This is a genomic window from Lutibacter agarilyticus (assembly GCF_900188235.1).
Lineage (GTDB): Bacteria > Bacteroidota > Bacteroidia > Flavobacteriales > Flavobacteriaceae > Lutibacter > Lutibacter agarilyticus.
In genome coordinates this window covers 93,013-114,611 of the sequence record NZ_FZNT01000005.1, presented here as the reverse complement: position 1 = coordinate 114,611, position 21,599 = coordinate 93,013, and the positions used below count along the sequence as shown (strand labels likewise).

The window sequence follows — 21,599 nt, the reverse complement described above, 5'->3', positions numbered from 1 at the left end:
TTTTTTAGTTGCTTATTGGTGTGTTTAATGCTTTATCTAAACCAGCTTTAGCAGCAATAACATTTAGCATTGCTTGTAAGTAGTTTTGTTGCATTGTGTATAATTGATTTTGTGCATTTGTTAAGTCGAAACTTGTTGAAATTCCTTCAAAAAATTTAATTTCTTGTTTCTTTTCAATACGTTCAGCTAATGCTAAATTTTGTTTAGAAGTTTCAAATTCTTCAACAGAATATTGATACGTTACCTTGGCAGTTTCTAATTCTAATAATATTTTTTGACTAGTTTCTTCAAAACTAGTTTTTGCTTTGTCGTATTCAACTTTTGCTTGTTGGGTTCTGGCACTTCTTGCTAAACCACTAAAAATAGGAACACTTAAATTAACGCCCAATAAAGAAGAGTCAAACCATTCTTGTTGACTTTCATGAAATGAAAAAGTATCACTGTAGCCTTGATAACCGAAATTTACAAAAGAGTTTAAGGTTGGCAATGCTTTGCTTTTTTCTAATTTTACCACAGCTTCTTTTCCTTCTACCTGATTTTCAGCGATTCTAAAATCAATATGGTCTTCAATATTAAAATCGTTTGATAGTAAACTAAATTGAATGTTTTCTTTTGTTAATTCGTCTAAATTATCAGTTAAAGTCGTGTTGGTGTTTATATCGGCGCCAATAGTAATATTAAACATTTTGTAATTGATGTTTTTTAACTTTTGACTTTTATTTAATGTTGTTTTTAATGAAGCTAATGTTAATTTAAGTTGCTCTACACTTTCTTCTTCAGCAAAACCATTTAAATAAATTTGATTGGTTTCAGTTAAGTTTTTTTCAAGTGTTTCAACGTTTTTTTTGAGTATTGAAATTCCTTCTTCAGTAAATAGTACATTTCCGTAGGCGTTAATAACAGCTTCTCTAATTGCTAGTTCTGTTTTTTCTTTAGAGTCTCTTGAAATTTGCATGTAGGTGTCAAGATACTTTAGACCAACAATATAAGAGCCGTCAAATATTACCTGCGATAATGTTGCTGATGCTGATAAACTATTTTTTGTTCCAAAAACAATTTCAATAAAATCACCTGAATTTCCACCTCCAAATTCAGCTGGGATTAACGAGACTTGTTGTTTTATCCAGTGCTGGTAATCAAAATTAGCATTAATTTGTGGCAATCCAAATGCAACAGTTTCCTTGTTTTTTTGTTTTGATAATTCAAGATCTCTAGTAGCATTTATGCTAGCGTAGCTATTTTCTAGGGCATAAGCAATGGCATCATCAAGCGATAAAGACAAGCTTTCCTGTGCATTTAATTGAATAGTTGCTATCCCTAATAATAGGATGAGGTATTTTTTCATTTTAAATATTGTTTAATTTTAATTGTTCTTCTAAAATCTTTATTCCTTTTTCAGTAGCAATTGCTCTTGTGTGGTATTCTAATACATTTAATTCTAACTTGTTAATGGTGTTTTTACTATAGGTGTATAAATTGGAATCATGCACGCTCATAATAAGTGAAAAGTAAAATTTTGTAACTTGATCTATCATTATTTCTTTTCTATATAACCCTTCTTTAATTCCCTTTTCAATATTACTTAGTAAACAATCCTTAAACAAACAGTATTCCTGAGACATTATTTTTTGGTGCGTTTCAGGATAGTATTTTTGTAATTGATATAGTGGCGAATCATCCAAATTTTGCATAAAGCCTTTAAAAACTTTATTTACTTCAAAATTTTCTTGAATGGCATTATAACCCAAATTATAGATCTTTAACGCTTCTTTATGCATTGCTTCGTGCATGTAAAACGTTGTTTCATCAACTAAATCGGCTTTGTTTTTAAAGTACTTATAAATTGTTTTTTTTGAAATACCTAATTCATTGGCAATATCATCCATTGTAACACTCTTAAAACCAAGTTTTAAAAATGTGTCTCCCGCTTTTTTTAAAATGACTTCCTTCATAAAATCTTGTTTTTTTATCAGATTTTGGCTGCAAATATATAAAAGGAAACTTTAGAAACAAAAAAAGTTTCCGTAGTTTAATAATTTGATAACATTATATTTTTACGATTTGTTTATAATATTTGTTGAAAGATGTATTTTTACATAAAATTTTATTGAATGATTAGCATTAATACTTATAAAGAAGATTTTTTATCTTATTTAAATGAACAAATTGAGGTAAAAGAGCCTTTAAATTTATACGAACCAATCCATTATATTTTACAATTAGGAGGAAAGCGTTTACGACCAATTTTAGCAATAATGACCTGTGATCTTTTTGGAGGTGATGCTAAAAAGGCTTTTGATGCTGCATTGGCTATTGAAGTATTTCATAATTTCACCTTAATTCATGACGATATTATGGATAGCGCCCCAATTAGAAGAGGTAAAGAGACCGTGCATATAAAATGGAATGAAAATACGGGAATTTTATCAGGTGATGCAATGATGATTATGGCTTACAAATGTCTTGAAAATTACGAACCAGTTATTTATAAGAAATTAATGTTGTTGTTTAATAAAACAGCTTTAGAGGTTTGTGAAGGACAACAATTAGATATAGATTTTGAAACTAGAAATGATGTTTCTATTCCTGAATATATAACAATGATAACTAATAAAACATCTGTTTTAGTTGCTGCAGCTATGAAAATGGGCGCTGATATTGCTGGAGTAGATGAAAAAGAAACTGAAAAAATATATAATTTTGGATTGAATTTAGGGTTGGCATTTCAGTTACAAGATGATTATTTAGATACGTTTGGAGATCAAGCAACATTTGGGAAACAAATAGGAGGTGATATAATTGAAGATAAAAAAACGTTTTTATACTTAAAAGCTTTGGAAGTTTGTAATGAAGTAGATAAACAACGATTATTAGAAATGTATAATTCAAATGATACTTCAAAAGAAAAAGTAGCAGAGGTTACTCATTTATTTAAGAGGAATAAAATTGAAGAAATCACTAAAGCTGAAATTGAAAAGTATTCTAACCAAGCTTTTGATGTTTTAAAGGAGTTAGCTATTTCAGAAGAAAAGAAAGCTGCACTACGGAATTTTGGATTCGATTTAATGAAAAGAACCATTTAATGTTGCAAGCAAATAATAGTGTTGAATTATTAACAAAACTTCAATCTGAAGATTTATATGTGCAGTTAATTCAGCAATTAAATAAAGATTTACACCTGTCTAACATTAATTTTGAATTTCAAGAGACGTTAACTTCATTAGAATTAAAGAGTTTGTTAATCGAATTTTTAATGAATTTAATAACCAATAATTACGACGATTATTTGAATTTGTTGTACAGGGTTGATGTTTCAGAGCGATCATTAATAAAACTAGCTTCGGAACGTTTACGGGACTCTATAGAACAAGTTGCTTTTTTAGTTTTAAAACGGGAAGCTCAAAAAGTTTGGCTGAAACAAAATTTTGGAAAGTAATTAAATTCCAATTTACAGGCTTAATTATTCGCTCTTAGAAAGTTAGGTTTGGTTTGATAAAACACAATAAATTAAATAAAGAAATATTTAGTAAAAAGTTCACAAAAGTATTGCTCATATAAAAAATAGTAGTAATTTTGCACCCAGTTTTAGGTCCCATAGCTCAGCTGGTTAGAGCATCTGACTCATAATCAGAGGGTCCTTGGTTCGAGCCCAAGTGGGACCACTTTTAAAACTCGTAAAGCCTTGCAGAAATGTAAGGCTTTTTTTATGCTGTTTTATTAGTAAGTTTTATATTAATATATAAAACATGCCCTTTTATTGTGTAAAAGTGTTTCGTTGTTTAATAAACGTAGTCAATTATCAAAGTTTTTTATATAAATATTAGGATATAATTTAAAATAGTATATTTGCAAGGTAAGTATATTAATACTATATTTTAAATTGAAACCCCAAAATATGAACATTAAGATTAACAGTGTATTGCTATCACTTTTTTTTATGCTCTTTACTTTTGTAGCATACGCTAAAGACCCACCTCTTCCAGGTCCACCGCCACCTCCTGGTAATCCAATTGATGGAGGCTTATCCTTTTTAATTATTTCAGGTGTTGCTTTTGGAGTATATAAACTTCGCAAAAAAAGCTAATTATTTTTCTAATAATTTAGCAACATATTTTCCAATTACATCAAATTCTAAATTTACAACTGTTCCTTTTTCAAAAGTATGGAAATTGGTATACTCATAAGTATAAGGAATAATAGCTACAGAAAAGCTATTCTTTTTTGAGTTAACAACAGTTAAACTGGTTCCGTTTACAGTAACAGATCCTTTTTCAATAGTTACATTGTTCAAGCTACTGTCGTATTCAAAATCAAAAACCCAACTACCATCTTCTTCTTTTACATTAGTACAAGTAGCAGTTTGATCAACATGACCTTGTACAATATGTCCGTCTAAGCGAGCTCCTAAAATCATGGCGCGTTCCAAGTTTATTTTATCGCCAATTTTTAAATGTTTAAAATTAGATTTATCTAAAGTTTCTTTAATAGCTGTAACAGTGTATTCATTTCCGTTAATTGCTACTGTTGTTAAGCATACGCCATTATGAGCTACACTTTGATCTATTTTTAACTCTGAAGTAAAATCACTTTCAATGGTAATATGAAAATTTTCACCTTCTTTAACTATATTTTTAACAATACCTAAAGTTTCTATTATACCTGTAAACATCTTTTTGTTAATTTATTTGATTACTTTTGAAGTCTCAAAATTAAGAATAATAAACCTGATTCATGAACAATTCTGAAAAAATAAAATTAGGAATTTCGATAGGAGATTTTAATGGTATTGGAATAGAAATTATATTAAAAACGTTTTTAGATAAAAGAATGCTAGATTTTTGTACTCCTGTAATATTTGGAAGCACAAAATTACTTTCAGCATATAAAAAATCAATGAATATTAATACACCGTTTAATGGGGTTAAGCAGATAGATAAAACAGTTCCAGGTAAATTAAATATTATAAATTTATGGAACGATGATATAAATGTTGAGTTAGGTAAGCATACAGAAATTGCGGGTAAATACGCATTTTTATCTTTGGAAGCAGCAACAAATTCTTTAATAAATAATGAAATTGATGTATTGGTAACCGCGCCAATTAATAAAGATAATATTCAATCTGAAGAATTTGTTTTCCCAGGACATACAGAATATTTAGAATCAAAATTAACAGGAGAGTCATTAATGATTTTAATGGCAGGTAATCTAAGAATAGGGTTGATTACGGGACATATTCCAGTTTCTGAAATTTCAAAAACCATTACTCCAGAATTAATTCAGCAGAAAGTTAGTATTATGCATAATACGTTAATACAAGATTTTGCTATTTCAAAACCAAAAATTGCAATTTTAGGGTTAAATCCACATTGTGGAGATAATGGAGTAATAGGTAAAGAAGATGATGATATTATAAGACCTACAATCGCTGAAATTCAAAAAGAAGGGAAGTTAGTGTACGGTCCTTATGCTGCAGATAGTTTTTTTGGTTCTGAGAATTATAAAAATTTTGACGCTATTTTAGCAATGTATCATGATCAAGGTTTAGCGCCATTTAAAACCCTTTCTTTTGGTGAGGGAGTTAATTTTACAGCTGGTTTAGATAAAGTTAGAACATCGCCAGATCACGGTACTGCTTATGAATTGGCAGGAAAAGGAAAAGCAAATATAAATTCTTTTAAAGAAGCGGTTTTTAGTGCTATTCAAGTATTTAAAAGTCGTGAAGAGTATAAGAGTTTGACTAAAAACACTTTAAAAAAACGCAGATAATAGCAAAACAATAAAAATTCAAAATTAATTTTATAATTAATAGAGATTATTTTATATCTTTGCACGCTCAAATTGAAGTTCTAAATGAAAGATTTAAAAGAGTTTGATATTTCTTTTATGGGTTTAAAAGATGGAATGCATCAATTTGAATATGAAATTGATAGCGAGTTCTTTGATTTTTTTGACTATGAAGAATTTAACAATTCGAACGTAAAAGTGGTTTTATCTTTTTTGAAAAAACCAACAATGTTTGAGTTAAATTTTAAATGCAACGGTTGGGTTGAAGTGCATTGCGATGTTACGGGTGAATTATTTCACCAACCAATTGATGCTAATTTAGATTTAATTGTAAAGTTTGGAAATGAATATAATGATGATAATGAAGAATTATTAATTATTCCCCATTCAGAATTTAAAATAAATGTAGCGCAATACATTTATGAGGAAATTGTTTTGGCAGTTCCTATTAAAAGAATTCATCCAGGGGTAGCTGATGGCTCATTAAAGTCAGAAGTTTTAGACAAGTTAAAAGAATTTGAGATAAAAGTTGAAGAACAACAAGAAGAAGAACAAAGCACTGATAAGGAAGTTGATCCTAGGTGGAATAAATTAAAGAATATACTAATAGAAAAAAATAAAAGTAATGGCACATCCTAAAAGAAAGATATCCAAAACAAGAAGAGATAAAAGAAGAACTCATTACAAAGCAGTAGCTCCTCAGGTTGCTGTTGATCCAACAACTGGTGAAGCTCACTTATATCACAGAGCACACTGGCATGAAGGAAAATTATATTACAGAGGTCAAATTGTTATTGATTCTGAAGAAGTTCAGGCGTAATATAAAAAAGTAAAAAATATATAAAAAACTCTCATTTTGAGGGTTTTTTGTGTTTTTTAGAGTCAAAATTGTTAATTTAGAACGATTTTAAGTCAAGAATTAAAATAATTTTCATTTCTTTGGCTCTCTTTTTTATCAAAAGATAAGAATAAATATGGCAAAAATTACTGCAGCGATAACAGCCGTTGGAAAATATCTTCCAGATTATATTTTAACAAATAAAATGTTAGAAGAAATGGTAGATACTAATGATGAATGGGTAACAGCAAGAACAGGTATTAAGGAGCGAAGAATTCTTAAAGGAGAAGGAAAGGGAACTTCATACATGGCAATTAAAGCAGCCCAAGAATTAATCGATAAAAAAGGGTTAGATCCTAAGGAAATTGATTTAGTATTAGTTGCAACAGCAACACCAGATATGCAAGCAGCAGCAACAGCAGCTTACGTGGCTTCTGAAATTGGAGCAACAAATGCTTTTGGTTTTGATATGGATGCAGCTTGTTCTAGTTTTTTATTCGGAATGTCTGTAGCTGCTCGTTACATCGAGTCAGGTAAGTACAAAAAGGTATTATTAATAGGTGCAGACAAATGCTCATCTATGATTGATTATACAGATAGAGCAACCTGTATAATTTTTGGAGATGGAGCAGGAGCTGTATTGTTTGAGCCTAATGAAGAAGAATTAGGGGTGCAAGATGAATATTTGAGAAGTGATGGTGTAGGAAGAGAATTTTTAGGAGCAAAAGCAGGAGGTTCGGCTTATCCTATTTCAGAAGATACTTTTGAAAAAGGAGAACATTTTGTGTATCAAGAAGGAAAAACAGTGTTTAAAAATGCAGTTTTTAATATGGCTGATGTTGCAGAGAAAATTTTGGTTAGAAATAACTTGAAAAAAGAGGATATTAATTGGCTTGCAGCGCATCAAGCAAATAAGCGTATTATTGAAGCTACAGCTAATAGAATTAAATTAGATAGTTCAAAGGTAATGATGAATATCCAAAAATACGGAAATACAACTTCAGCTACCTTGCCTTTGCTTTTAGCCGACTATGAAAAAGTACTTAAAAAAGGAGATAAAATAATTTTTGCTGCATTTGGAGGTGGATTCACATGGGGATCTATTTACCTAAAATGGGCATATAATTCATAAAATATTAACAACCAAAACTAAATGAATATGGAATTAAAGGATATTCAAAACCTGATAAAATTCGTTGCCAAATCTGGCGCAAGTGAAGTGAAGTTAGAAATGGAAGATATTAAAATCACCATTAAAACTGGATCTGAAAAAACAGAAACTACTATTTTGCAACAAGCACCAATGGGAATGCAGCAAATTCCTATGGCAGCAGCTGCTCCTGCTTCAGCTACTGAGGCTCCAAGTGCAGCTCCGGTTGCAACTGATGAGACTTCAAAATATATTGAAATAACATCACCAATTATTGGTACTTTTTATAGAAAACCTTCACCAGACAAACCAGTATTTGTTGAAGTAGGTGATACTGTAAGTGAAGATACTGTTGTTTGTATTGTTGAAGCTATGAAACTATTTAATGAAATAGAATCTGAAGTTTCAGGAAGAATAGTAAAAGTATTAGTAGAACATGGAACACCAGTTGAGTTTGGTCAGCCATTGTATTTAGTAGATCCATCGTAAAGTTTAACCCAAATTCAATTTAATTATTTCAATCAGCCATGGGTGAAATAAATAACATTGAATTTTTAACATCAAAAAGGTATGTTTAAAAAAATATTGATTGCCAATAGAGGGGAAATAGCATTACGAATTATTAGAACTTGTAAGGAAATTGGAATAAAAACTGTGGCGGTTTATTCTACTGCTGATGCTGAAAGTTTACATGTACGTTTTGCAGATGAAGCAGTATGTATAGGTCCACCACCAAGTACTGATTCTTATTTGAAAATGTCCGCAATTTTAGCTGCAGCTGAAATTACAAATGCTGACGCAATTCATCCCGGTTATGGATTTTTAGCCGAAAACGCTAAATTTTCAAAATTATGTGAAGAGCACGGTATAAAGTTTATTGGAGCTTCTGCCGAAATGATTAGTAGAATGGGAGATAAAGCTTCTGCTCGTGCTACTATGAAAGCTGCAGGTGTACCTACAATTCCAGGTTCTGACGGTTTATTAGAAACTTTTGAAGAAACTGAAGTTCTTGCAGACGAAATGGGGTACCCTGTTATGTTGAAAGCTACTGCAGGTGGTGGCGGTAAAGGAATGCGTGCTGTTTGGAAAAAAGAAAACCTAAAAGAATCTTGGGATTCTGCTCGTCAAGAAGCTTTTGCTTGTTTTGGAAACGACGGAATGTATATGGAGAAATTAATTGAAGAGCCTCGTCATATTGAAATTCAAATTATTGGAGATTCATTTGGTAAAGCTTGTCATTTATCAGAGAGAGATTGCTCTGTACAACGTCGTCATCAAAAATTAACTGAAGAAGCTCCTTCTCCATTTATGACTCCTCAATTAAGAAAAAAAATGGGAGAAGCTGCAGTAAAAGCTGCTGAATATATTGCTTATGAGGGTGCTGGTACAGTTGAATTTTTAGTTGATAAGCATAAGAATTTCTATTTTATGGAAATGAATACGCGTATTCAAGTAGAACATCCAATTACAGAGCAAGTTATAGACTACGATTTAATTTACGAACAAATTAAAGTAGCTTCAGGAATTCCTATTACGGGTAAAAATTACTTACCGAAATTACATTCTATTGAATGTCGAATTAATGCTGAAGACCCTTTTAATGATTTTAGGCCTTCACCAGGGAAAATTACAACATTGCATATTCCAGGTGGTCATGGAATTAGAGTTGATACACATGTGTATGCAGGTTACTCAATTCCGCCAAATTACGATTCAATGATTGCTAAATTAATTACGACGGCACAAACACGAGAAGAAGCTATTGCTAAAATGAAAAGAGCTTTAGATGAATTTGTGATTGAAGGAGTGAAAACAACTATTCCGTTTCATCGTCAATTAATGCAACACCCAGATTATTTAGCAGGTAATTATACAACTAAATTTATGGAAGATTTTGTTATTAAACCTGAAGAGGATTAATAAACTTTCAAATTATAATAAAAAATAAAGGATATGAGAAATCATATCCTTTATTTTTTATATTTACTTTCAAATTTAATGAGATGAAAGAAAAAGAGTTGCGTATTGATGGTATTGACAAGGTTATTTTGAAACATTTAATAAATGATGCCAGAACTCCTATTCTAAGTATTGCTCGAGAAATTGGTATTTCAGGAGCGGCAATTCATCAAAGGTTGCGAAAGTTAGAGGCTTCAGGTTTAGTTGCAGGTTCTAAATTTATGATAAATCCTAAAGTTTTAGGTTATGAAACACTAGCTTTTGTTGGAGTTCATTTGGATACAGCAAGTAAATATTCAGAAGTGATTAAACGATTAAATGAAATTTCAGAGGTAGTTGAAAGTCATTATACAACAGGAAATTGGGCGATTTTAATAAAAGTACTTTGTAAAAATAATGAACATTTATTAAGCTTGTTGAGTGATAAAGTTCAACAAATAAAAGGCATTTCAAAAACAGAAACATTTCTATCTTTAGATCAACATATAAATCGTCAAATAAAGTTATAAATAAAAGAGGCTGTTTTAAAAGTGAGTTTTTCGTCAAGATGAACTTGAATAGCTTTGCAGAACCTTAGATTTCAAAATGACGGATTTATGACTTTTTAGACAGCCTCTATGATGATATTAATCTCTATTGCCAAGAACTCTTAACCCCCAATATAATAGCATAGCTAAAGAAGATAGGGCGGCAACTAAATAAGTTCGAGCAGCCCATTTTAATGCGTCTTTAGCGCCATCTTGCTCACTATTGGTAAGCATATTGTTTGTTTTTAACCAAGCTAAAGCTCTATTACTTGCATCATATTCAACAGGTAAGGTTACAAAACTAAATAAGGTTGCAATAGCCATCATTCCTAATCCAATAACTGCAATTGTAAAGCCAATACCCGTATTTCCAGATGCGGCACCTAATATTAAACCTCCAATTACCAGCCATTGCGAAAATTTCGAAGAAATGCCCACAACTGGAACTAACTTAGATCGCATTGTTAACCATTCATAAGCAGTTGCGTGTTGTACTGCATGACCGCATTCATGCGCCGCAACAGCAGCGGCTGAAGCATTTGCTTGGTTATAGACAGACTCGCTTAAATTAACGGTTTTATTAATAGGATTGTAGTGGTCTGTTAATTGCCCAGGAGTTGAAATAACTTTTACATCATAAATACCATTATCTGCTAACATTTTTTGAGCAATTTCTCTTCCACTTAAACCATTTTGCAATCTAATTTTTGAATAGTATGTAAACTTATTCTTTAAACGTTGACTTACCAACCAACTTACAAGTGATATAACACCAATTAAAATATAAAATTCCATATATATCTTTTTTTAATACTGTATTTTTGTTTCCCTAGAATATAGCATAAATTATTCCAATTTTAAGTTTCAGACAAAATGACAAAAAAACCACACATACTTTTAATTTATACAGGGGGTACAATTGGAATGGTTAAAGATTTTAAAACAGGGGCTTTGAAAGCATTTAATTTTGATAAATTATTGAATCATATTCCCGAATTAAATCATTTAAATTGTTCAATTGAAACGGTTTCTTTTGAAGAACCTATAGACTCTTCTAATATGAATCCAGAAAAATGGGTAGCTTTAGTTGAAATAGTTGAAGATAATTATGAGCTGTTTGATGGTTTTGTAGTACTACATGGTTCAGATACAATGTCATACACATCTTCAGTAATTAGTTTTATGATAGAAAACTTATCGAAACCAATTATTTTTACAGGATCTCAATTACCAATTGGAGATTTAAGAACAGATGCTAAAGAAAATTTAATTACATCAATTGAAATTGCAGCAGCAAATGAAAATGGAAATCCAATAATTTCAGAAGTTTGTTTGTATTTTGAATACAAATTATATAGGGCCAATAGAACAAGTAAAATTAATGCAGAACACTTTCAGGCATTCACATCGTTTAATTTTCCACCTTTAGCAGAGAGTGGTGTGCACTTAAAATTTTTTAAAAATAATTTTCTTAGCCGTATAACGGATAATAAGTTTTTTACTCAAAAGAGTTTAGATGCCAACATTGTAGTACTTAAAATATTCCCTGGAATTACAAAACAAGTTGTTGAAAGTGTTTTGAAAATAAAAGGTCTTAAAGGAGTGGTTTTGGAAACTTTTGGATCTGGAAATGCACCTTCAGAAAGATGGTTTTTAGATTTATTAGAACAAGCAATAAATTCAGGAATACACATAGTAAATGTTTCGCAATGTGCAGGTGGGGGTGTTATTATGGGGCATTATGAAACAAGTATTATGCTTGAAAAAATGGGGGTAATTAGCGGGAAAGATAGCACAACAGAATCAGCTTTAGCTAAACTCATGTGCTTGATAGGACAAAATACTCCGAAAAGTGAATTTAAATTAATTTTTGAATCTTCATTACGTGGTGAAATTACAGTTGATTAATTTAGTTTATGATAATAAATAAATGAAAATTTAAAATATATTGAAATAATTAACAATTTTAGGAATAATTATAGACGATATATTAGATAATTTTAAAAAATCAAAAATTTGAGTTTTAGTCCACTTAAAATTTTCAGAATTCAACAATTTTTTGTTACTTGCGATTCGCAAATCGTAACAAATACGTTGAGTTATGTCTGAGTCAAAGACAATAAAATCTTTCTCTTCGCTGGGATTGTTTGTTTTGTGAAAATTATAATATATATTTAACCAGTAAAAAATTAATAAATTAACTATTACACGATGAAAAGAGTATTTACTATCCTTGCAATTACAGGATTATTGTTATTTGGAGCAGCACCTAAAGCAATTGCACAAGATGCAGCAAAAACTGAACAAGTTGCAGACGCAACAGAAGCAAAAACATTTCACCAAGAATTAAAACAACGTTTTATTGAAGGTGGACCATTCTTTATGGGAATTGTATTGGTAGCCTTAATTTTAGGTTTAGCAATTGCTATTGAAAGAATTATCTATCTTAATATGGCTACAACTAATACTAAGAAATTAGTAGCTAAAGTTGATGAGGCATTAAATTCAGGTGGAGTTGAAGCAGCTAAGGAAGTTTGTAGAAATACAAAAGGACCTGTAGCTTCTATTTTCTATCAAGGTTTAGATAGAATGGATGAAGGTGTTGAAGCAGCTGAAAAAGCAGTTGTTGGATACGGTGGAGTTCAAATGGGATTATTAGAGAAAAATATCTCTTGGTTATCATTATTTATTGCCTTAGCACCAATGCTTGGTTTCATGGGGACTGTAATTGGTATGATTAGTGCATTTGACTCTATTCAAGCTGCAGGAGATATTTCTCCAACGGTTGTTGCCGGAGGTATTAAAGTGGCATTATTAACTACTGTATTTGGTTTAGTAGTAGCAATTATTCTTCAAATTTTTTATAACTATATTATTTCTAAAGTAGATAGTATTGTTAACAATATGGAAGATGCTTCAATTTCACTTGTAGATCTATTAGTTAGATACAAAAAATAATTAGGACGATGAATAAGAAATTATCAGGAATATTAACAATTGTAGCTGGGATTATAGGGTTTGTAGCCTTCTATTTTTTCATTAGAATTGTTATGGAAGGAGATGATCCTATAGTAGAAAGTGCAGACTTGCAAGCTAGCATAGTTTCACCATTTATTAGTTTTGCTACATTTATTTTAATAGCAACAGCAGTAATAGCAGTTGTATTCTCAATTTGGAATTTAATTAAGAATCCAGAAGTTTTAAAAACATCATTGTTAGGTATTGGTGTAATGGTAGTACTTTTAGTAGTATCTTACGTTTTAGCCTCTGATGGAGCTGTTACTGATGGTATTGGGAATATTTTACCAGAAGGAGAAGCAGGAAGTGTTTCAAAATGGGTAAGTACATTAATTAACTATAGTTTTATATTAGGAGCAATTGGTTTAGTATTTGTTCTATTAGACTTTGTTAAAGGACTTGTAAAATAAGATAACTATGGCAAGAAGAGAAAATGCGGAGATTAATGCAGGATCAATGGCAGACATTGCGTTCTTGCTTTTAATATTTTTCTTAGTAACAACTACCATGGATGTTGACTCGGGTATTTCTCGTAAATTACCTGAAAAATCAGAAGATACTCCAGAAGTAACCATTAAAGAAAAAAATGTACTAGACATTACTGTAAACCGTTCAAATCAAATTTTGATTGAAGGTACAGATTTTGTTCAAGTTACAGATATTAAAGATATAGCAATGGCTTTTATTGATAATGGTGGTGGTGTTAGTGCTCCAAAAGGAGAACAACCAGGCGAACCTTGTGATTATTGTCAAGGAGCTAAAGATCCAGCATCATCAGATCATCCATCTAAAGCTATTATCTCTTTGCAAAGTGATAGAGGAACAACTTATGGAATGTACGTTTCAATTCAAAATGAAATTGAGTCAGCATATAATGAGTTAAGAAATAAACTAGCTTTGCAAAAATATGATAGAACTTATAACGATTTATTAAAAGATTATAAGGATAGTGGAAGTGCTGCTGTTAAAGAAAAAATTGATTTTTTGAAGGATAGCTATCCTCAAATTATCTCTGAACCAGAACCATTAAAATAGTATTACGATATGAGTAAGTTTAAAAAGAAGAAAAAAGGTTTACCAGCCATTTCTACGGCATCTTTACCTGATATTGTATTTATGTTACTATTCTTTTTCATGGTGTCAACTACAATGAGGGAAACTGATTTGTTAATTGCAAAACCTACCCTTCCACAAGCTACGGAAGTTAAGAAGTTAGAAATGAAAAGTTTGGTAAGTACTATTTATGTGGGTAAATCAAAAGATAAAAGAATTGGTGGAGATAAAATTCAGGTGAATGATAAAATTATTGACGTGAATGATGTACCTAGTTTTATATTTGCTGAAAGAGCTTTAAGAAAAGAAGAAGAGGTTAAATATATGACTACTTCTATTAAAGCTGACAAAGAGGCGAGTGTAGGTACAATTCTAGATATTAAAGAGCAATTAAGAGATATTAATGCTTTAAAAGTTAGTTTTTCTACAACTAAAGGAAGTGACTTAAAAAGTAATTATTAATATTTAATAGTTTCTAAAAAAATTAAATGGCAATCAAATTTATTTGATTGCCATTTTTGGTATAATAAAGTATATTTGTTCATATGAAAAAACTATGGTTAACTCTTATTTTTCTTATTTGTGTCTTTAGTTTAAGTGCACAAGTAGAGAATGACACCATTGACGCTCGTTATAGAGAGGATCATATATACGTTTCATTAAGTTATAATTTACTTAATAATAAACCAGATTCGGAAAGGAGTTCCCTTTTTTCTGGAGGTTTTTCATTAGGATATATATATGATATGCCAATTAATGAAAGACGAAATGTTGGAATAGGAGTAGGTTTTGGTTACGCATATAATTCATACAGCAGTAGTTTTTTATTGGATATTGAAGAAGAACGAAATTTATATGAAACTTCCCGGTTTAAAACACAATTAGTTGAAATTCCTATTGAATTTCGTTGGCGAACTTCTACAGCCTCAGATTATAGTTTTTGGAGAATTTATGGAGGTGTAAAAATATCTTATCTTTTTCACTCCAAATCAATTTTTATGTTTGAAGATGAAACTATTGAATTAAAAAACATATCAGAACTAGAAAAATTTCAATATGGCTTAATTCTATCAGCAGGATATGGAAGTTGGAATGTTTTTATTTATTACGGATTAAATCCTTTATTTAATAATGTTATTGTTGACAATAAAAAACTTAATTTAAAAGATTTTAGTTTAGGCTTGAAGTTCTATATACTTTAAATAAGTACCATACACAAGTAATTGCGTGGCTATACCTAAAATGTACCCTAAAACTACTTCAGCCATACTGTGAGCCTTTAATTCAAGTCTAGCGGTTGCTATGATACCGCTGAATATTAAAAACCCAATTAATAAGAGTATTAAATTAATCTTATAGTGGTAGCTAAAAAAAAGTAAAAAACCTATAAAACCACCAATTGCTGCTGTATGTAAACTTATTTTTTTATTAAAGTTAAGGAATATATAGGTAGTGATTAAGCATAGCCCAAATCCTATATAGTAAAGTGCTAATAAATTTACCACAGATGTTTTATAGAGCCATTGGCCAATAAAAATAGAGATTGAAATAAATAATAGGGTTGGAAATTTTCGTTCTTCAATTGTATTTAAATGATAGCTATTTATTAATTTAAATTGCTTCATTAAATACAATAGAAGTAAAGGGAAAATATAAGTTCCTATAAAAATTATCAATAAAATGATATACTCTTGTTCCTTAAAAATATATTTTGGGACAAATAAAAAATAGATTACAGCACCTATAATAGCAAAATTGATAGGGTGAAAAAAATAAGAGATAAATTTTGAAAATTTCATAGCTTTTTTAAAGGTGATTTTGCTAAATCTCTTTTCGTAATCTAGCAACGGGGATATCTAATTGTTCTCTATATTTTGCTACAGTTCTTCTTGCAATAGGGTACCCTTTTTCTTTTAATATTAAAGATAATTTATCATCAGTCAAAGGTTTTCTTTTGCTTTCTTCTTTAATTACTGTAGCTAATATATTTTTAATTTCTTTAGTTGAAACATCTTCTCCCTGAACATTTTTCATAGATTCTGAGAAAAAATCTTTAATTAATTTTGTTCCGTAAGGAGTAGTAACGTATTTACTGCTTGCAACTCTAGATACTGTAGAAACATCCATATTAATAACATCAGCTATGTCTTTTAGTATCATAGGTTTTAACTTACGTTCATCACCTGTTAAAAAGTATTCTTTTTGATGTTGCATAATAGCGTTCATATTCAACAATAAAGTTTGTTGGCGTTGTACTATAGCATCAATAAACCATTTTGCAGCATCTAATTTTTGTTTAATAAACATTACTGCATCTTTTTGAGATTTGGTTTTATCTTTAGAATCTTTATATCCTTTTAATAAATTGTTATACTCATTTGAAATATGTAGTTCTGGAGCGTTTCTAGCGTTTAAAGTAAGCTCTAGTTCACCTTCAATAATTCTTATAGTAAAATCAGGTACAATTTGTTCTGCAATTTTATTATTTCCAACAAACGAACCACCAGGTTTAGGATTTAATTTTTCAATTTCTTTGATAGCATCTTTTAACTCATCTTCTGAAATGTGAAATTTAAGTAATAGTTTAGCGTAATGTTTTTTTACAAAATGATCGAAAGAGTTTTCTAAAATGTCAATAGCTAAAAGAACACTTTTCTTCTCTTTTTTTCGCTTTAATTGCAATACAAGACATTCTTTTAAATCTCGAGCACCTACGCCTGCAGGATCTAAATGCTGTACTAATTTAAGTAGGCGTTCAAGTTCTTCAATATTGGTGAAAATGTTTTGTGTAAAAGCTAAATCATCTAAAACATCTAATAAATCTCGTCGTAAATAACCACTTTCATCAATACTTCCAATCAAAAAATCTGTGATTAATTCTTCTTCTTCGGTAAGTCTGTAAGTATTTATTTGATTTTTTAGCGTTTGTGTGAATGAAGTTCCTGAAGCATAAGGAATTTGTTTTTCCTCATCATCAGGAGAATAGTTATTGGCCTGTGTTTTATAACTTGGAATTTCATCATCACTTAAATACTCATCAATATTTATGTCATCAGCATTAATGTTTTCATTTCCAGTATCATCATATTCATCTTCAGAACTTTGGTACTCATCAGTATTTTCTTTGCCGCTTTCTAATGCAGGATTTTCTTCTAACTCTTGTTTTAATTTTTGTTCAAATGCTTGCGTAGGAAGTTGAATTAACTTCATCAACTGAATTTGTTGTGGAGATAATTTTTGTAATAATTTAAAATTTAAACTTTGTTTTAACATAGACTATTTGCAATAGCTTTTTATAAAAATACAAAAAAAACATATTACAGTAGCAATATGTTTTTCAAATTTATTATTTAAAATTCTGCATTTTGAGGTGTTCTAGGATACGGAATTACATCCCTAATATTCCCCATACCTGTGGTAAATTGTACTAAGCGTTCAAAACCTAATCCAAATCCGCTATGCACGGCCGTGCCAAATCTTCTCGTATCTAAATACCACCACAATTCTTTTTCATCAATATTTAACTCTTTTATTTTTTGTTGAAGCACTTCTAAACGTTCTTCACGTTGGCTACCTCCAACAATTTCACCAATACCAGGGAACAATACATCCATTGCCCTTACTGTTTTCCCGTCTTCATTTAAACGCATATAAAATGCTTTAATATTTGCAGGGTAATCAAATAAAATTACAGGACATTTAAAGTGTTTTTCAACCAAAAAACGTTCGTGTTCACTTTGTAAATCGGCACCCCATTCGTTTATAATGTATTGAAATTTTTTCTTTTTATTAGGTTTACAATTTCTTAAAATATCAATTGCTTCTGTATAGCTAACACGTTTAAAATTGTTTTCAACAATAAAGTTTAACCTTTCTATTAATGTCATTTCACTACGTTCAATGGCAGGTTTTCTTTTGTCTTCTTGTATTAATCTGTCATTTAAAAAAGCAATATCATCTTTACAATTAGCAAGTACATATGAAATAACCGATTTTATAAAATCTTCAGCCAAATCCATATTGTCATCTAAATTGTTAAATGCAACTTCCGGTTCAATCATCCAAAATTCAGCTAAATGACGTGTGGTATTTGAGTTTTCGGCTCTAAATGTTGGTCCAAAAGTATACACTTTACCCAAGGCCATTGCATAAGTTTCAGCTTCTAATTGCCCAGATACAGTTAAGTTTGTTTCTTTTCCGAAGAAATTTTGAGAATAATCAATAGTTCCATCTTCTTTTTTTGGAGGATTAAGTGGGTCTAATGTTGAAACATTAAACATTTCACCGGCACCTTCAGCATCAGATCCTGTAATAATTGGCGCGTGGAAATTGTAAAATCCGTTTTCTGTAAAATATTTATGCACTGCAAATGATAATGCTGAACGTAATCTCATTACAGCTCCAAAAGTATTTGTTCTAATTCTTAAATGTGCATTTTCACGTAAAAATTCAAAACTATGTTTTTTAGGTTGAATTGGGTATTCATCAGGGTTTGAATCTCCTAATATTTTAAGTGAAGTAACTTTAACTTCAACTTTTTGCCCCTTACCTAAGCTTTCTTCCAAAGTACCCGTAACAGAAATTGCAGCTCCTGTTGTAATGCGTTTTAAAGTAGCCTCATCCATCTTTTCAAAGTCTACAACGCATTGTATATTATTTATGGTAGAACCATCGTTTAAAGCAATAAATCTATTTGCTCTAAAAGTTCTTACCCATCCGTTTAAGGTTATTTCTTGTAAAAAATTATCTGAACCTAAAAGTTCAGCTACATTACTTTTAATCATATTGTAAAATTTAAGCAATACAAATATACATGAACTAATGAAAGATGGAAACCTAAATGAAGGTTTGGTGTTAAAATTAAGAGTTATTTATCTCCGTTTTGGTCTTCAGGTGTTAAAATGTCAAGAACAGGCTCTTTTAACGTTTCTTTATTTGCAATACTTCTTTCTAATGAAAGTAATAAAGCAGGTAACAACAATAAATTTGAAACCATAGCAAATAACAGTGTTACAGAAACTAAACCTCCTAATGCAATTGTTCCTCCAAAACTTGAAACGGTAAATACTAAAAATCCAAAAAATAATACGATGGAAGTATAAAACATACTTACACCAGTTTCTCTAAGTGCAGCATATACTGAAGGTTTAATTCTCCAGTTATTGGCAATTAATTCTTGGCGGTATTTTGCTAAAAAGTGAATCGTATCATCTACTGAAATACCAAATGCAATACTAAAAACTAAGATGGTGGAAGGCTTTATAGGAATGCCTAAATATCCCATTAAACCTGCGGTAATTAATAGTGGAAATATATTTGGAATTAATGAAATAACAATCATTCTAAACGAACGAAACATAAATGCCATAAAAAAGGCAATTAATAAAATAGCTAAAGAAAGAGAAACAACTAAGTTGTTTACTAAAAAGTTAGTACCCTTTAAGAAAACTAACGCTTTCCCAGTCATTGTAGTATTATATTTATCTTTTGGAAATTCTTTGTCAAGCTTTTGCTGTAAACGGTCTTCAATAATTTGCATTTTATCAGTTCCAATATCTTTCATGAATGTAGTAATACGGGCATAACGTCCAGTAGAATCTACAAAATTATCCATCAATTTTATATTAGATGTTGAATTTTTAGCGTAAGATAAAATCCAGTTCTTTTCTTGATTATTTGGTAATTGATAATATTTTGGTTTTCCGCTATAAAAAGCTTGTTTTGAATATTTAACAATATTTAAAACAGATATAGGTTTTGATAACTCAGGAATTTCTTCAATGGTTTCATCAATTTTTTCCATCTTTTTTAAAGTGGAAAGTTTCATAACTCCTTTATCTTGTTTGGTGTCAATTATAATTTCTAGAGGCATAATACCTCCGAATTCTTCTTCAAAAAACACAATATCTTTATAAAATTGTTTACCTTTTGGCATGTCTTCAATTAAACTACCAGATACTTTAATCATATAAATACCTATCATGCTTGCAATAATTAAAACTATCGTAGTGGCATATACTGATACTCTATGGTGTCTTACAACGTACTCCATCCAATTTACAATACCATCAATCCATCTTCTTTCTAAATGTTTAAGGTGTTTTTCCTTCGGAAGTGCTAAAAAGCTGTATATAATTGGAATAATTAGCAGGGCTAAAACAAAAATTGCTATAATGTTTATGGAAGCAATAATACCAAACTCTCTTAACAATTGACTTTTAGTAAAAATAAATGTTGCAAAACCAGAGGCAGTTGTAATGTTAGTCATTAAAGTAGCATTTCCAATTTTTGAAATTACACGTTGTAACGATTTAGCCTGATTTCCGTGTTTTTTTACTTCTTGTTGGTATTTATTTATTAAAAAGATCGCATTTGGAACCCCAATTACAATAATTAATGGTGGAATTAAAGCCATTAATACGGAAATTTCATACCTGAATAGTCCAATAAAACCAAAAGCCCAAACCACACCAATACTTACAACTAAAAGTGTAATAAACGTAGCTCTAATTGAACGAAAAAAGAAAAAGAAAATTAATGCTGTAACTCCCAATGCAAGACCAACAAAAAGTCCTATCTCATCTATAATATTTTGAGCATTCATGGTACGTATATATGGCATACCACTTATACGAACATCTATATTATGGTCTTTTTCAAATTTTTCAATTAATGGATTTAATTCGTCGAATACAAAGTCTTTTCTGGCAGCAGTATTGACTATGTTTTTATCCATATACACAACTGTTCTAATAACTTTAGACTCCTTGCTGTACAAGAAATTATCAAAAAATGGAAGGTTCTCAAAAAGTTCTTTTTTAATAGCTAAAACTTCTTCAGTAGTTTGTGGCTCTTTTTCATAAAGAGGTTCTAAGTCAAACGATTTTGTTTCACTATTTTTAACTAATTTTTTAATATCTCCAACAGCAATAGTAAAGTCAACTTGACTAAATGAATCTAATTTTTTAGAAAGCTTGTTCCAATCATTAAATTTTTCAGGAGTAAAAAGTGAAAGGTCTTCAACGGCTAAAATAACAAGGTTTCCTTCTTCACCAAAGAGGTCTAAAAAATGATCGTACTCAATATTTACTGGATGATCTTTTGGAAGCAAATTAGCTTCGGTATATGAAAATCGCATATATTGCATTTGAGAAGCCAAAAAATAAGTGGCAGCTGCAATAAGAAATAAGATAAAATATCTTTTAGTTAAAATAAATCTGGAAACTCGAGCCCAAAAACCCATAAAAAAAATTTTTGCAAAGGTATG

General features: G+C 30.2%; 24 protein-coding genes and 1 tRNA gene. 17 read left to right on the top strand and 8 right to left on the bottom strand.

From position 1 onward, the window contains the following. Window positions 1-4 precede the first annotated feature (4 nt). Both CHB67_RS09810 and CHB67_RS09805 read right to left on the bottom strand, forming a co-directional pair. Window positions 5-1,345 carry a TolC family protein gene (locus CHB67_RS09810; RefSeq protein ID WP_089381602.1) on the bottom strand — a complete coding sequence of 447 codons (1,341 nt, stop codon included), beginning with the start codon at window positions 1,343-1,345 and terminating at the stop codon, window positions 5-7. Window position 1,346: 1 nt separating this feature from the next. After that, a complete protein-coding gene (locus CHB67_RS09805; protein ID WP_089381601.1) occupies window positions 1,347-1,952 on the bottom strand; it encodes a TetR/AcrR family transcriptional regulator in 606 nt (201 codons plus the stop codon). Window positions 1,953-2,111: 159 nt separating this feature from the next. On the opposite strand from CHB67_RS09805, the gene CHB67_RS09800 reads away from it, so the two are divergent. From CHB67_RS09800 to CHB67_RS09785, 4 genes are all read left to right on the top strand, one after another. Beyond that, the gene (locus CHB67_RS09800) at window positions 2,112-3,083 is read left to right on the top strand and encodes a polyprenyl synthetase family protein (protein ID WP_089381600.1); all 972 of its coding nucleotides are present in this window, start codon (window positions 2,112-2,114) and stop codon (window positions 3,081-3,083) included. After that, window positions 3,083-3,436 carry a hypothetical protein gene (locus CHB67_RS09795; protein WP_089381599.1) on the top strand — a complete coding sequence of 118 codons (354 nt, stop codon included), beginning with the start codon at window positions 3,083-3,085 and terminating at the stop codon, window positions 3,434-3,436. The genes CHB67_RS09800 and CHB67_RS09795 overlap by 1 nt, the downstream gene beginning before the upstream one ends. 152 nt (window positions 3,437-3,588) lie before the next feature. Then, window positions 3,589-3,662 (top strand) — tRNA-Ile (locus CHB67_RS09790). Between the two features lie 233 nt (window positions 3,663-3,895). Beyond that, complete coding sequence (locus tag CHB67_RS09785) at window positions 3,896-4,084, top strand: PID-CTERM protein-sorting domain-containing protein (protein ID WP_089381598.1); 189 nt, start codon at window positions 3,896-3,898, stop codon at window positions 4,082-4,084. Here CHB67_RS09785 and CHB67_RS09780 read toward each other — a convergent pair whose 3' ends face one another. After that, window positions 4,085-4,669: a riboflavin synthase gene (locus CHB67_RS09780; protein ID WP_089381597.1), complete on the bottom strand. Its 585-nt coding sequence runs from the start codon at window positions 4,667-4,669 to the stop codon at window positions 4,085-4,087. Between the two features lie 62 nt (window positions 4,670-4,731). Here CHB67_RS09780 and pdxA point away from each other — a divergent pair, with 62 nt between their 5' ends. From pdxA to CHB67_RS09745, 7 genes are all read left to right on the top strand, one after another. After that, the gene (gene pdxA, locus CHB67_RS09775; RefSeq protein WP_089381596.1) at window positions 4,732-5,769 is read left to right on the top strand and encodes a 4-hydroxythreonine-4-phosphate dehydrogenase PdxA; all 1,038 of its coding nucleotides are present in this window, start codon (window positions 4,732-4,734) and stop codon (window positions 5,767-5,769) included. An 84-nt stretch (window positions 5,770-5,853) separates the two neighbouring features. Continuing rightward, the gene (locus tag CHB67_RS09770; RefSeq protein WP_089381595.1) at window positions 5,854-6,426 is read left to right on the top strand and encodes a YceD family protein; all 573 of its coding nucleotides are present in this window, start codon (window positions 5,854-5,856) and stop codon (window positions 6,424-6,426) included. After that, complete coding sequence (gene rpmF, locus CHB67_RS09765) at window positions 6,413-6,607, top strand: 50S ribosomal protein L32 (protein WP_089381594.1); 195 nt, start codon at window positions 6,413-6,415, stop codon at window positions 6,605-6,607. Before CHB67_RS09770 ends, rpmF begins: the two co-directional genes overlap by 14 nt. A gap of 154 nt (window positions 6,608-6,761) precedes the next feature. Further along, complete coding sequence (locus CHB67_RS09760) at window positions 6,762-7,757, top strand: beta-ketoacyl-ACP synthase III (protein ID WP_089381593.1); 996 nt, start codon at window positions 6,762-6,764, stop codon at window positions 7,755-7,757. A 27-nt stretch (window positions 7,758-7,784) separates the two neighbouring features. Continuing rightward, entirely contained in the window at window positions 7,785-8,264 is a 480-nt protein-coding gene (accB, locus tag CHB67_RS09755) for an acetyl-CoA carboxylase biotin carboxyl carrier protein (RefSeq protein WP_089381592.1), read from the top strand. Between the two features lie 81 nt (window positions 8,265-8,345). Then, window positions 8,346-9,695, top strand: a complete 1,350-nt coding sequence (gene accC, locus CHB67_RS09750; protein WP_089381591.1) for an acetyl-CoA carboxylase biotin carboxylase subunit — start codon at window positions 8,346-8,348, stop codon at window positions 9,693-9,695. A gap of 83 nt (window positions 9,696-9,778) precedes the next feature. After that, window positions 9,779-10,243: an Lrp/AsnC ligand binding domain-containing protein gene (locus tag CHB67_RS09745; RefSeq protein ID WP_089381590.1), complete on the top strand. Its 465-nt coding sequence runs from the start codon at window positions 9,779-9,781 to the stop codon at window positions 10,241-10,243. 117 nt (window positions 10,244-10,360) lie between these two features. Here CHB67_RS09745 and CHB67_RS09740 read toward each other — a convergent pair whose 3' ends face one another. Continuing rightward, window positions 10,361-11,056, bottom strand: coding sequence for a zinc metallopeptidase (locus CHB67_RS09740; RefSeq protein WP_089381589.1), 696 nt, complete (start codon window positions 11,054-11,056; stop codon window positions 10,361-10,363). 78 nt (window positions 11,057-11,134) lie between these two features. On the opposite strand from CHB67_RS09740, the gene CHB67_RS09735 reads away from it, so the two are divergent. The 6 genes from CHB67_RS09735 (at window position 11,135) to CHB67_RS09710 (ending at window position 15,534) form a co-directional block, all read left to right on the top strand. Beyond that, window positions 11,135-12,169 carry an asparaginase gene (locus CHB67_RS09735; protein ID WP_089381588.1) on the top strand — a complete coding sequence of 345 codons (1,035 nt, stop codon included), beginning with the start codon at window positions 11,135-11,137 and terminating at the stop codon, window positions 12,167-12,169. A 303-nt stretch (window positions 12,170-12,472) separates the two neighbouring features. Further along, on the top strand, window positions 12,473-13,219 hold the full coding sequence (locus tag CHB67_RS09730) for a MotA/TolQ/ExbB proton channel family protein (RefSeq protein WP_089381587.1): 747 nt from the start codon (window positions 12,473-12,475) through the stop codon (window positions 13,217-13,219). Between the two features lie 8 nt (window positions 13,220-13,227). Continuing rightward, window positions 13,228-13,689, top strand: coding sequence for a hypothetical protein (locus CHB67_RS09725; RefSeq protein ID WP_089381586.1), 462 nt, complete (start codon window positions 13,228-13,230; stop codon window positions 13,687-13,689). 7 nt (window positions 13,690-13,696) lie between these two features. After that, window positions 13,697-14,314 carry an ExbD/TolR family protein gene (locus tag CHB67_RS09720; protein WP_089381585.1) on the top strand — a complete coding sequence of 206 codons (618 nt, stop codon included), beginning with the start codon at window positions 13,697-13,699 and terminating at the stop codon, window positions 14,312-14,314. 9 nt (window positions 14,315-14,323) lie between these two features. After that, window positions 14,324-14,794: an ExbD/TolR family protein gene (locus CHB67_RS09715; RefSeq protein ID WP_089381584.1), complete on the top strand. Its 471-nt coding sequence runs from the start codon at window positions 14,324-14,326 to the stop codon at window positions 14,792-14,794. Between the two features lie 83 nt (window positions 14,795-14,877). Then, window positions 14,878-15,534: a porin family protein gene (locus tag CHB67_RS09710; RefSeq protein WP_089381583.1), complete on the top strand. Its 657-nt coding sequence runs from the start codon at window positions 14,878-14,880 to the stop codon at window positions 15,532-15,534. Here the strand turns inward: CHB67_RS09710 and CHB67_RS09705 are convergent. From CHB67_RS09705 to CHB67_RS09690, 4 genes are all read right to left on the bottom strand, one after another. Next, entirely contained in the window at window positions 15,508-16,131 is a 624-nt protein-coding gene (locus CHB67_RS09705; protein WP_089381582.1) for a hypothetical protein, read from the bottom strand. The two genes, CHB67_RS09710 and CHB67_RS09705, sit on opposite strands and share 27 nt — an antisense overlap. Window positions 16,132-16,153: 22 nt before the next feature. Then, a complete protein-coding gene (gene rpoN, locus CHB67_RS09700; RefSeq protein ID WP_089381581.1) occupies window positions 16,154-17,605 on the bottom strand; it encodes an RNA polymerase factor sigma-54 in 1,452 nt (483 codons plus the stop codon). A gap of 77 nt (window positions 17,606-17,682) precedes the next feature. Next, complete coding sequence (gene asnS, locus CHB67_RS09695) at window positions 17,683-19,116, bottom strand: asparagine--tRNA ligase (protein ID WP_089381580.1); 1,434 nt, start codon at window positions 19,114-19,116, stop codon at window positions 17,683-17,685. Between the two features lie 83 nt (window positions 19,117-19,199). After that, window positions 19,200-21,575, bottom strand: coding sequence for an efflux RND transporter permease subunit (locus tag CHB67_RS09690; protein WP_089381579.1), 2,376 nt, complete (start codon window positions 21,573-21,575; stop codon window positions 19,200-19,202). Between the last annotated feature and the right edge of the window lie 24 nt (window positions 21,576-21,599).

Excerpts from the sequence above, each read along its gene's own strand:
- CHB67_RS09800 (WP_089381600.1), top strand. The coding sequence starts at position 2,112 with ATGATTAGCATTAATACTTATAAAGAAGATTTTTTATCTTATTTAAAT.
- CHB67_RS09715 (WP_089381584.1), top strand. The coding sequence starts at position 14,324 with ATGAGTAAGTTTAAAAAGAAGAAAAAAGGTTTACCAGCCATTTCTACG.
- CHB67_RS09810 (WP_089381602.1), bottom strand. The coding sequence starts at position 1,345 with ATGAAAAAATACCTCATCCTATTATTAGGGATAGCAACTATTCAATTA.
- pdxA (WP_089381596.1), top strand. The coding sequence starts at position 4,732 with ATGAACAATTCTGAAAAAATAAAATTAGGAATTTCGATAGGAGATTTT.
- CHB67_RS09725 (WP_089381586.1), top strand. The coding sequence starts at position 13,228 with ATGAATAAGAAATTATCAGGAATATTAACAATTGTAGCTGGGATTATA.
- asnS (WP_089381580.1), bottom strand. The coding sequence starts at position 19,116 with ATGATTAAAAGTAATGTAGCTGAACTTTTAGGTTCAGATAATTTTTTA.
- CHB67_RS09720 (WP_089381585.1), top strand. The coding sequence starts at position 13,697 with ATGGCAAGAAGAGAAAATGCGGAGATTAATGCAGGATCAATGGCAGAC.
- CHB67_RS09795 (WP_089381599.1), top strand. The coding sequence starts at position 3,083 with ATGTTGCAAGCAAATAATAGTGTTGAATTATTAACAAAACTTCAATCT.
- CHB67_RS09785 (WP_089381598.1), top strand. The coding sequence starts at position 3,896 with ATGAACATTAAGATTAACAGTGTATTGCTATCACTTTTTTTTATGCTC.
- CHB67_RS09760 (WP_089381593.1), top strand. The coding sequence starts at position 6,762 with ATGGCAAAAATTACTGCAGCGATAACAGCCGTTGGAAAATATCTTCCA.
- CHB67_RS09805 (WP_089381601.1), bottom strand. The coding sequence starts at position 1,952 with ATGAAGGAAGTCATTTTAAAAAAAGCGGGAGACACATTTTTAAAACTT.
- CHB67_RS09745 (WP_089381590.1), top strand. The coding sequence starts at position 9,779 with ATGAAAGAAAAAGAGTTGCGTATTGATGGTATTGACAAGGTTATTTTG.
- accC (WP_089381591.1), top strand. The coding sequence starts at position 8,346 with ATGTTTAAAAAAATATTGATTGCCAATAGAGGGGAAATAGCATTACGA.
- CHB67_RS09735 (WP_089381588.1), top strand. The coding sequence starts at position 11,135 with ATGACAAAAAAACCACACATACTTTTAATTTATACAGGGGGTACAATT.
- accB (WP_089381592.1), top strand. The coding sequence starts at position 7,785 with ATGGAATTAAAGGATATTCAAAACCTGATAAAATTCGTTGCCAAATCT.
- rpmF (WP_089381594.1), top strand. The coding sequence starts at position 6,413 with ATGGCACATCCTAAAAGAAAGATATCCAAAACAAGAAGAGATAAAAGA.
- CHB67_RS09770 (WP_089381595.1), top strand. The coding sequence starts at position 5,854 with ATGAAAGATTTAAAAGAGTTTGATATTTCTTTTATGGGTTTAAAAGAT.
- CHB67_RS09710 (WP_089381583.1), top strand. The coding sequence starts at position 14,878 with ATGAAAAAACTATGGTTAACTCTTATTTTTCTTATTTGTGTCTTTAGT.
- rpoN (WP_089381581.1), bottom strand. The coding sequence starts at position 17,605 with ATGTTAAAACAAAGTTTAAATTTTAAATTATTACAAAAATTATCTCCA.
- CHB67_RS09730 (WP_089381587.1), top strand. The coding sequence starts at position 12,473 with ATGAAAAGAGTATTTACTATCCTTGCAATTACAGGATTATTGTTATTT.
- CHB67_RS09780 (WP_089381597.1), bottom strand. The coding sequence starts at position 4,669 with ATGTTTACAGGTATAATAGAAACTTTAGGTATTGTTAAAAATATAGTT.
- CHB67_RS09690 (WP_089381579.1), bottom strand. The coding sequence starts at position 21,575 with ATGGGTTTTTGGGCTCGAGTTTCCAGATTTATTTTAACTAAAAGATAT.
- CHB67_RS09740 (WP_089381589.1), bottom strand. The coding sequence starts at position 11,056 with ATGGAATTTTATATTTTAATTGGTGTTATATCACTTGTAAGTTGGTTG.
- CHB67_RS09705 (WP_089381582.1), bottom strand. The coding sequence starts at position 16,131 with ATGAAATTTTCAAAATTTATCTCTTATTTTTTTCACCCTATCAATTTT.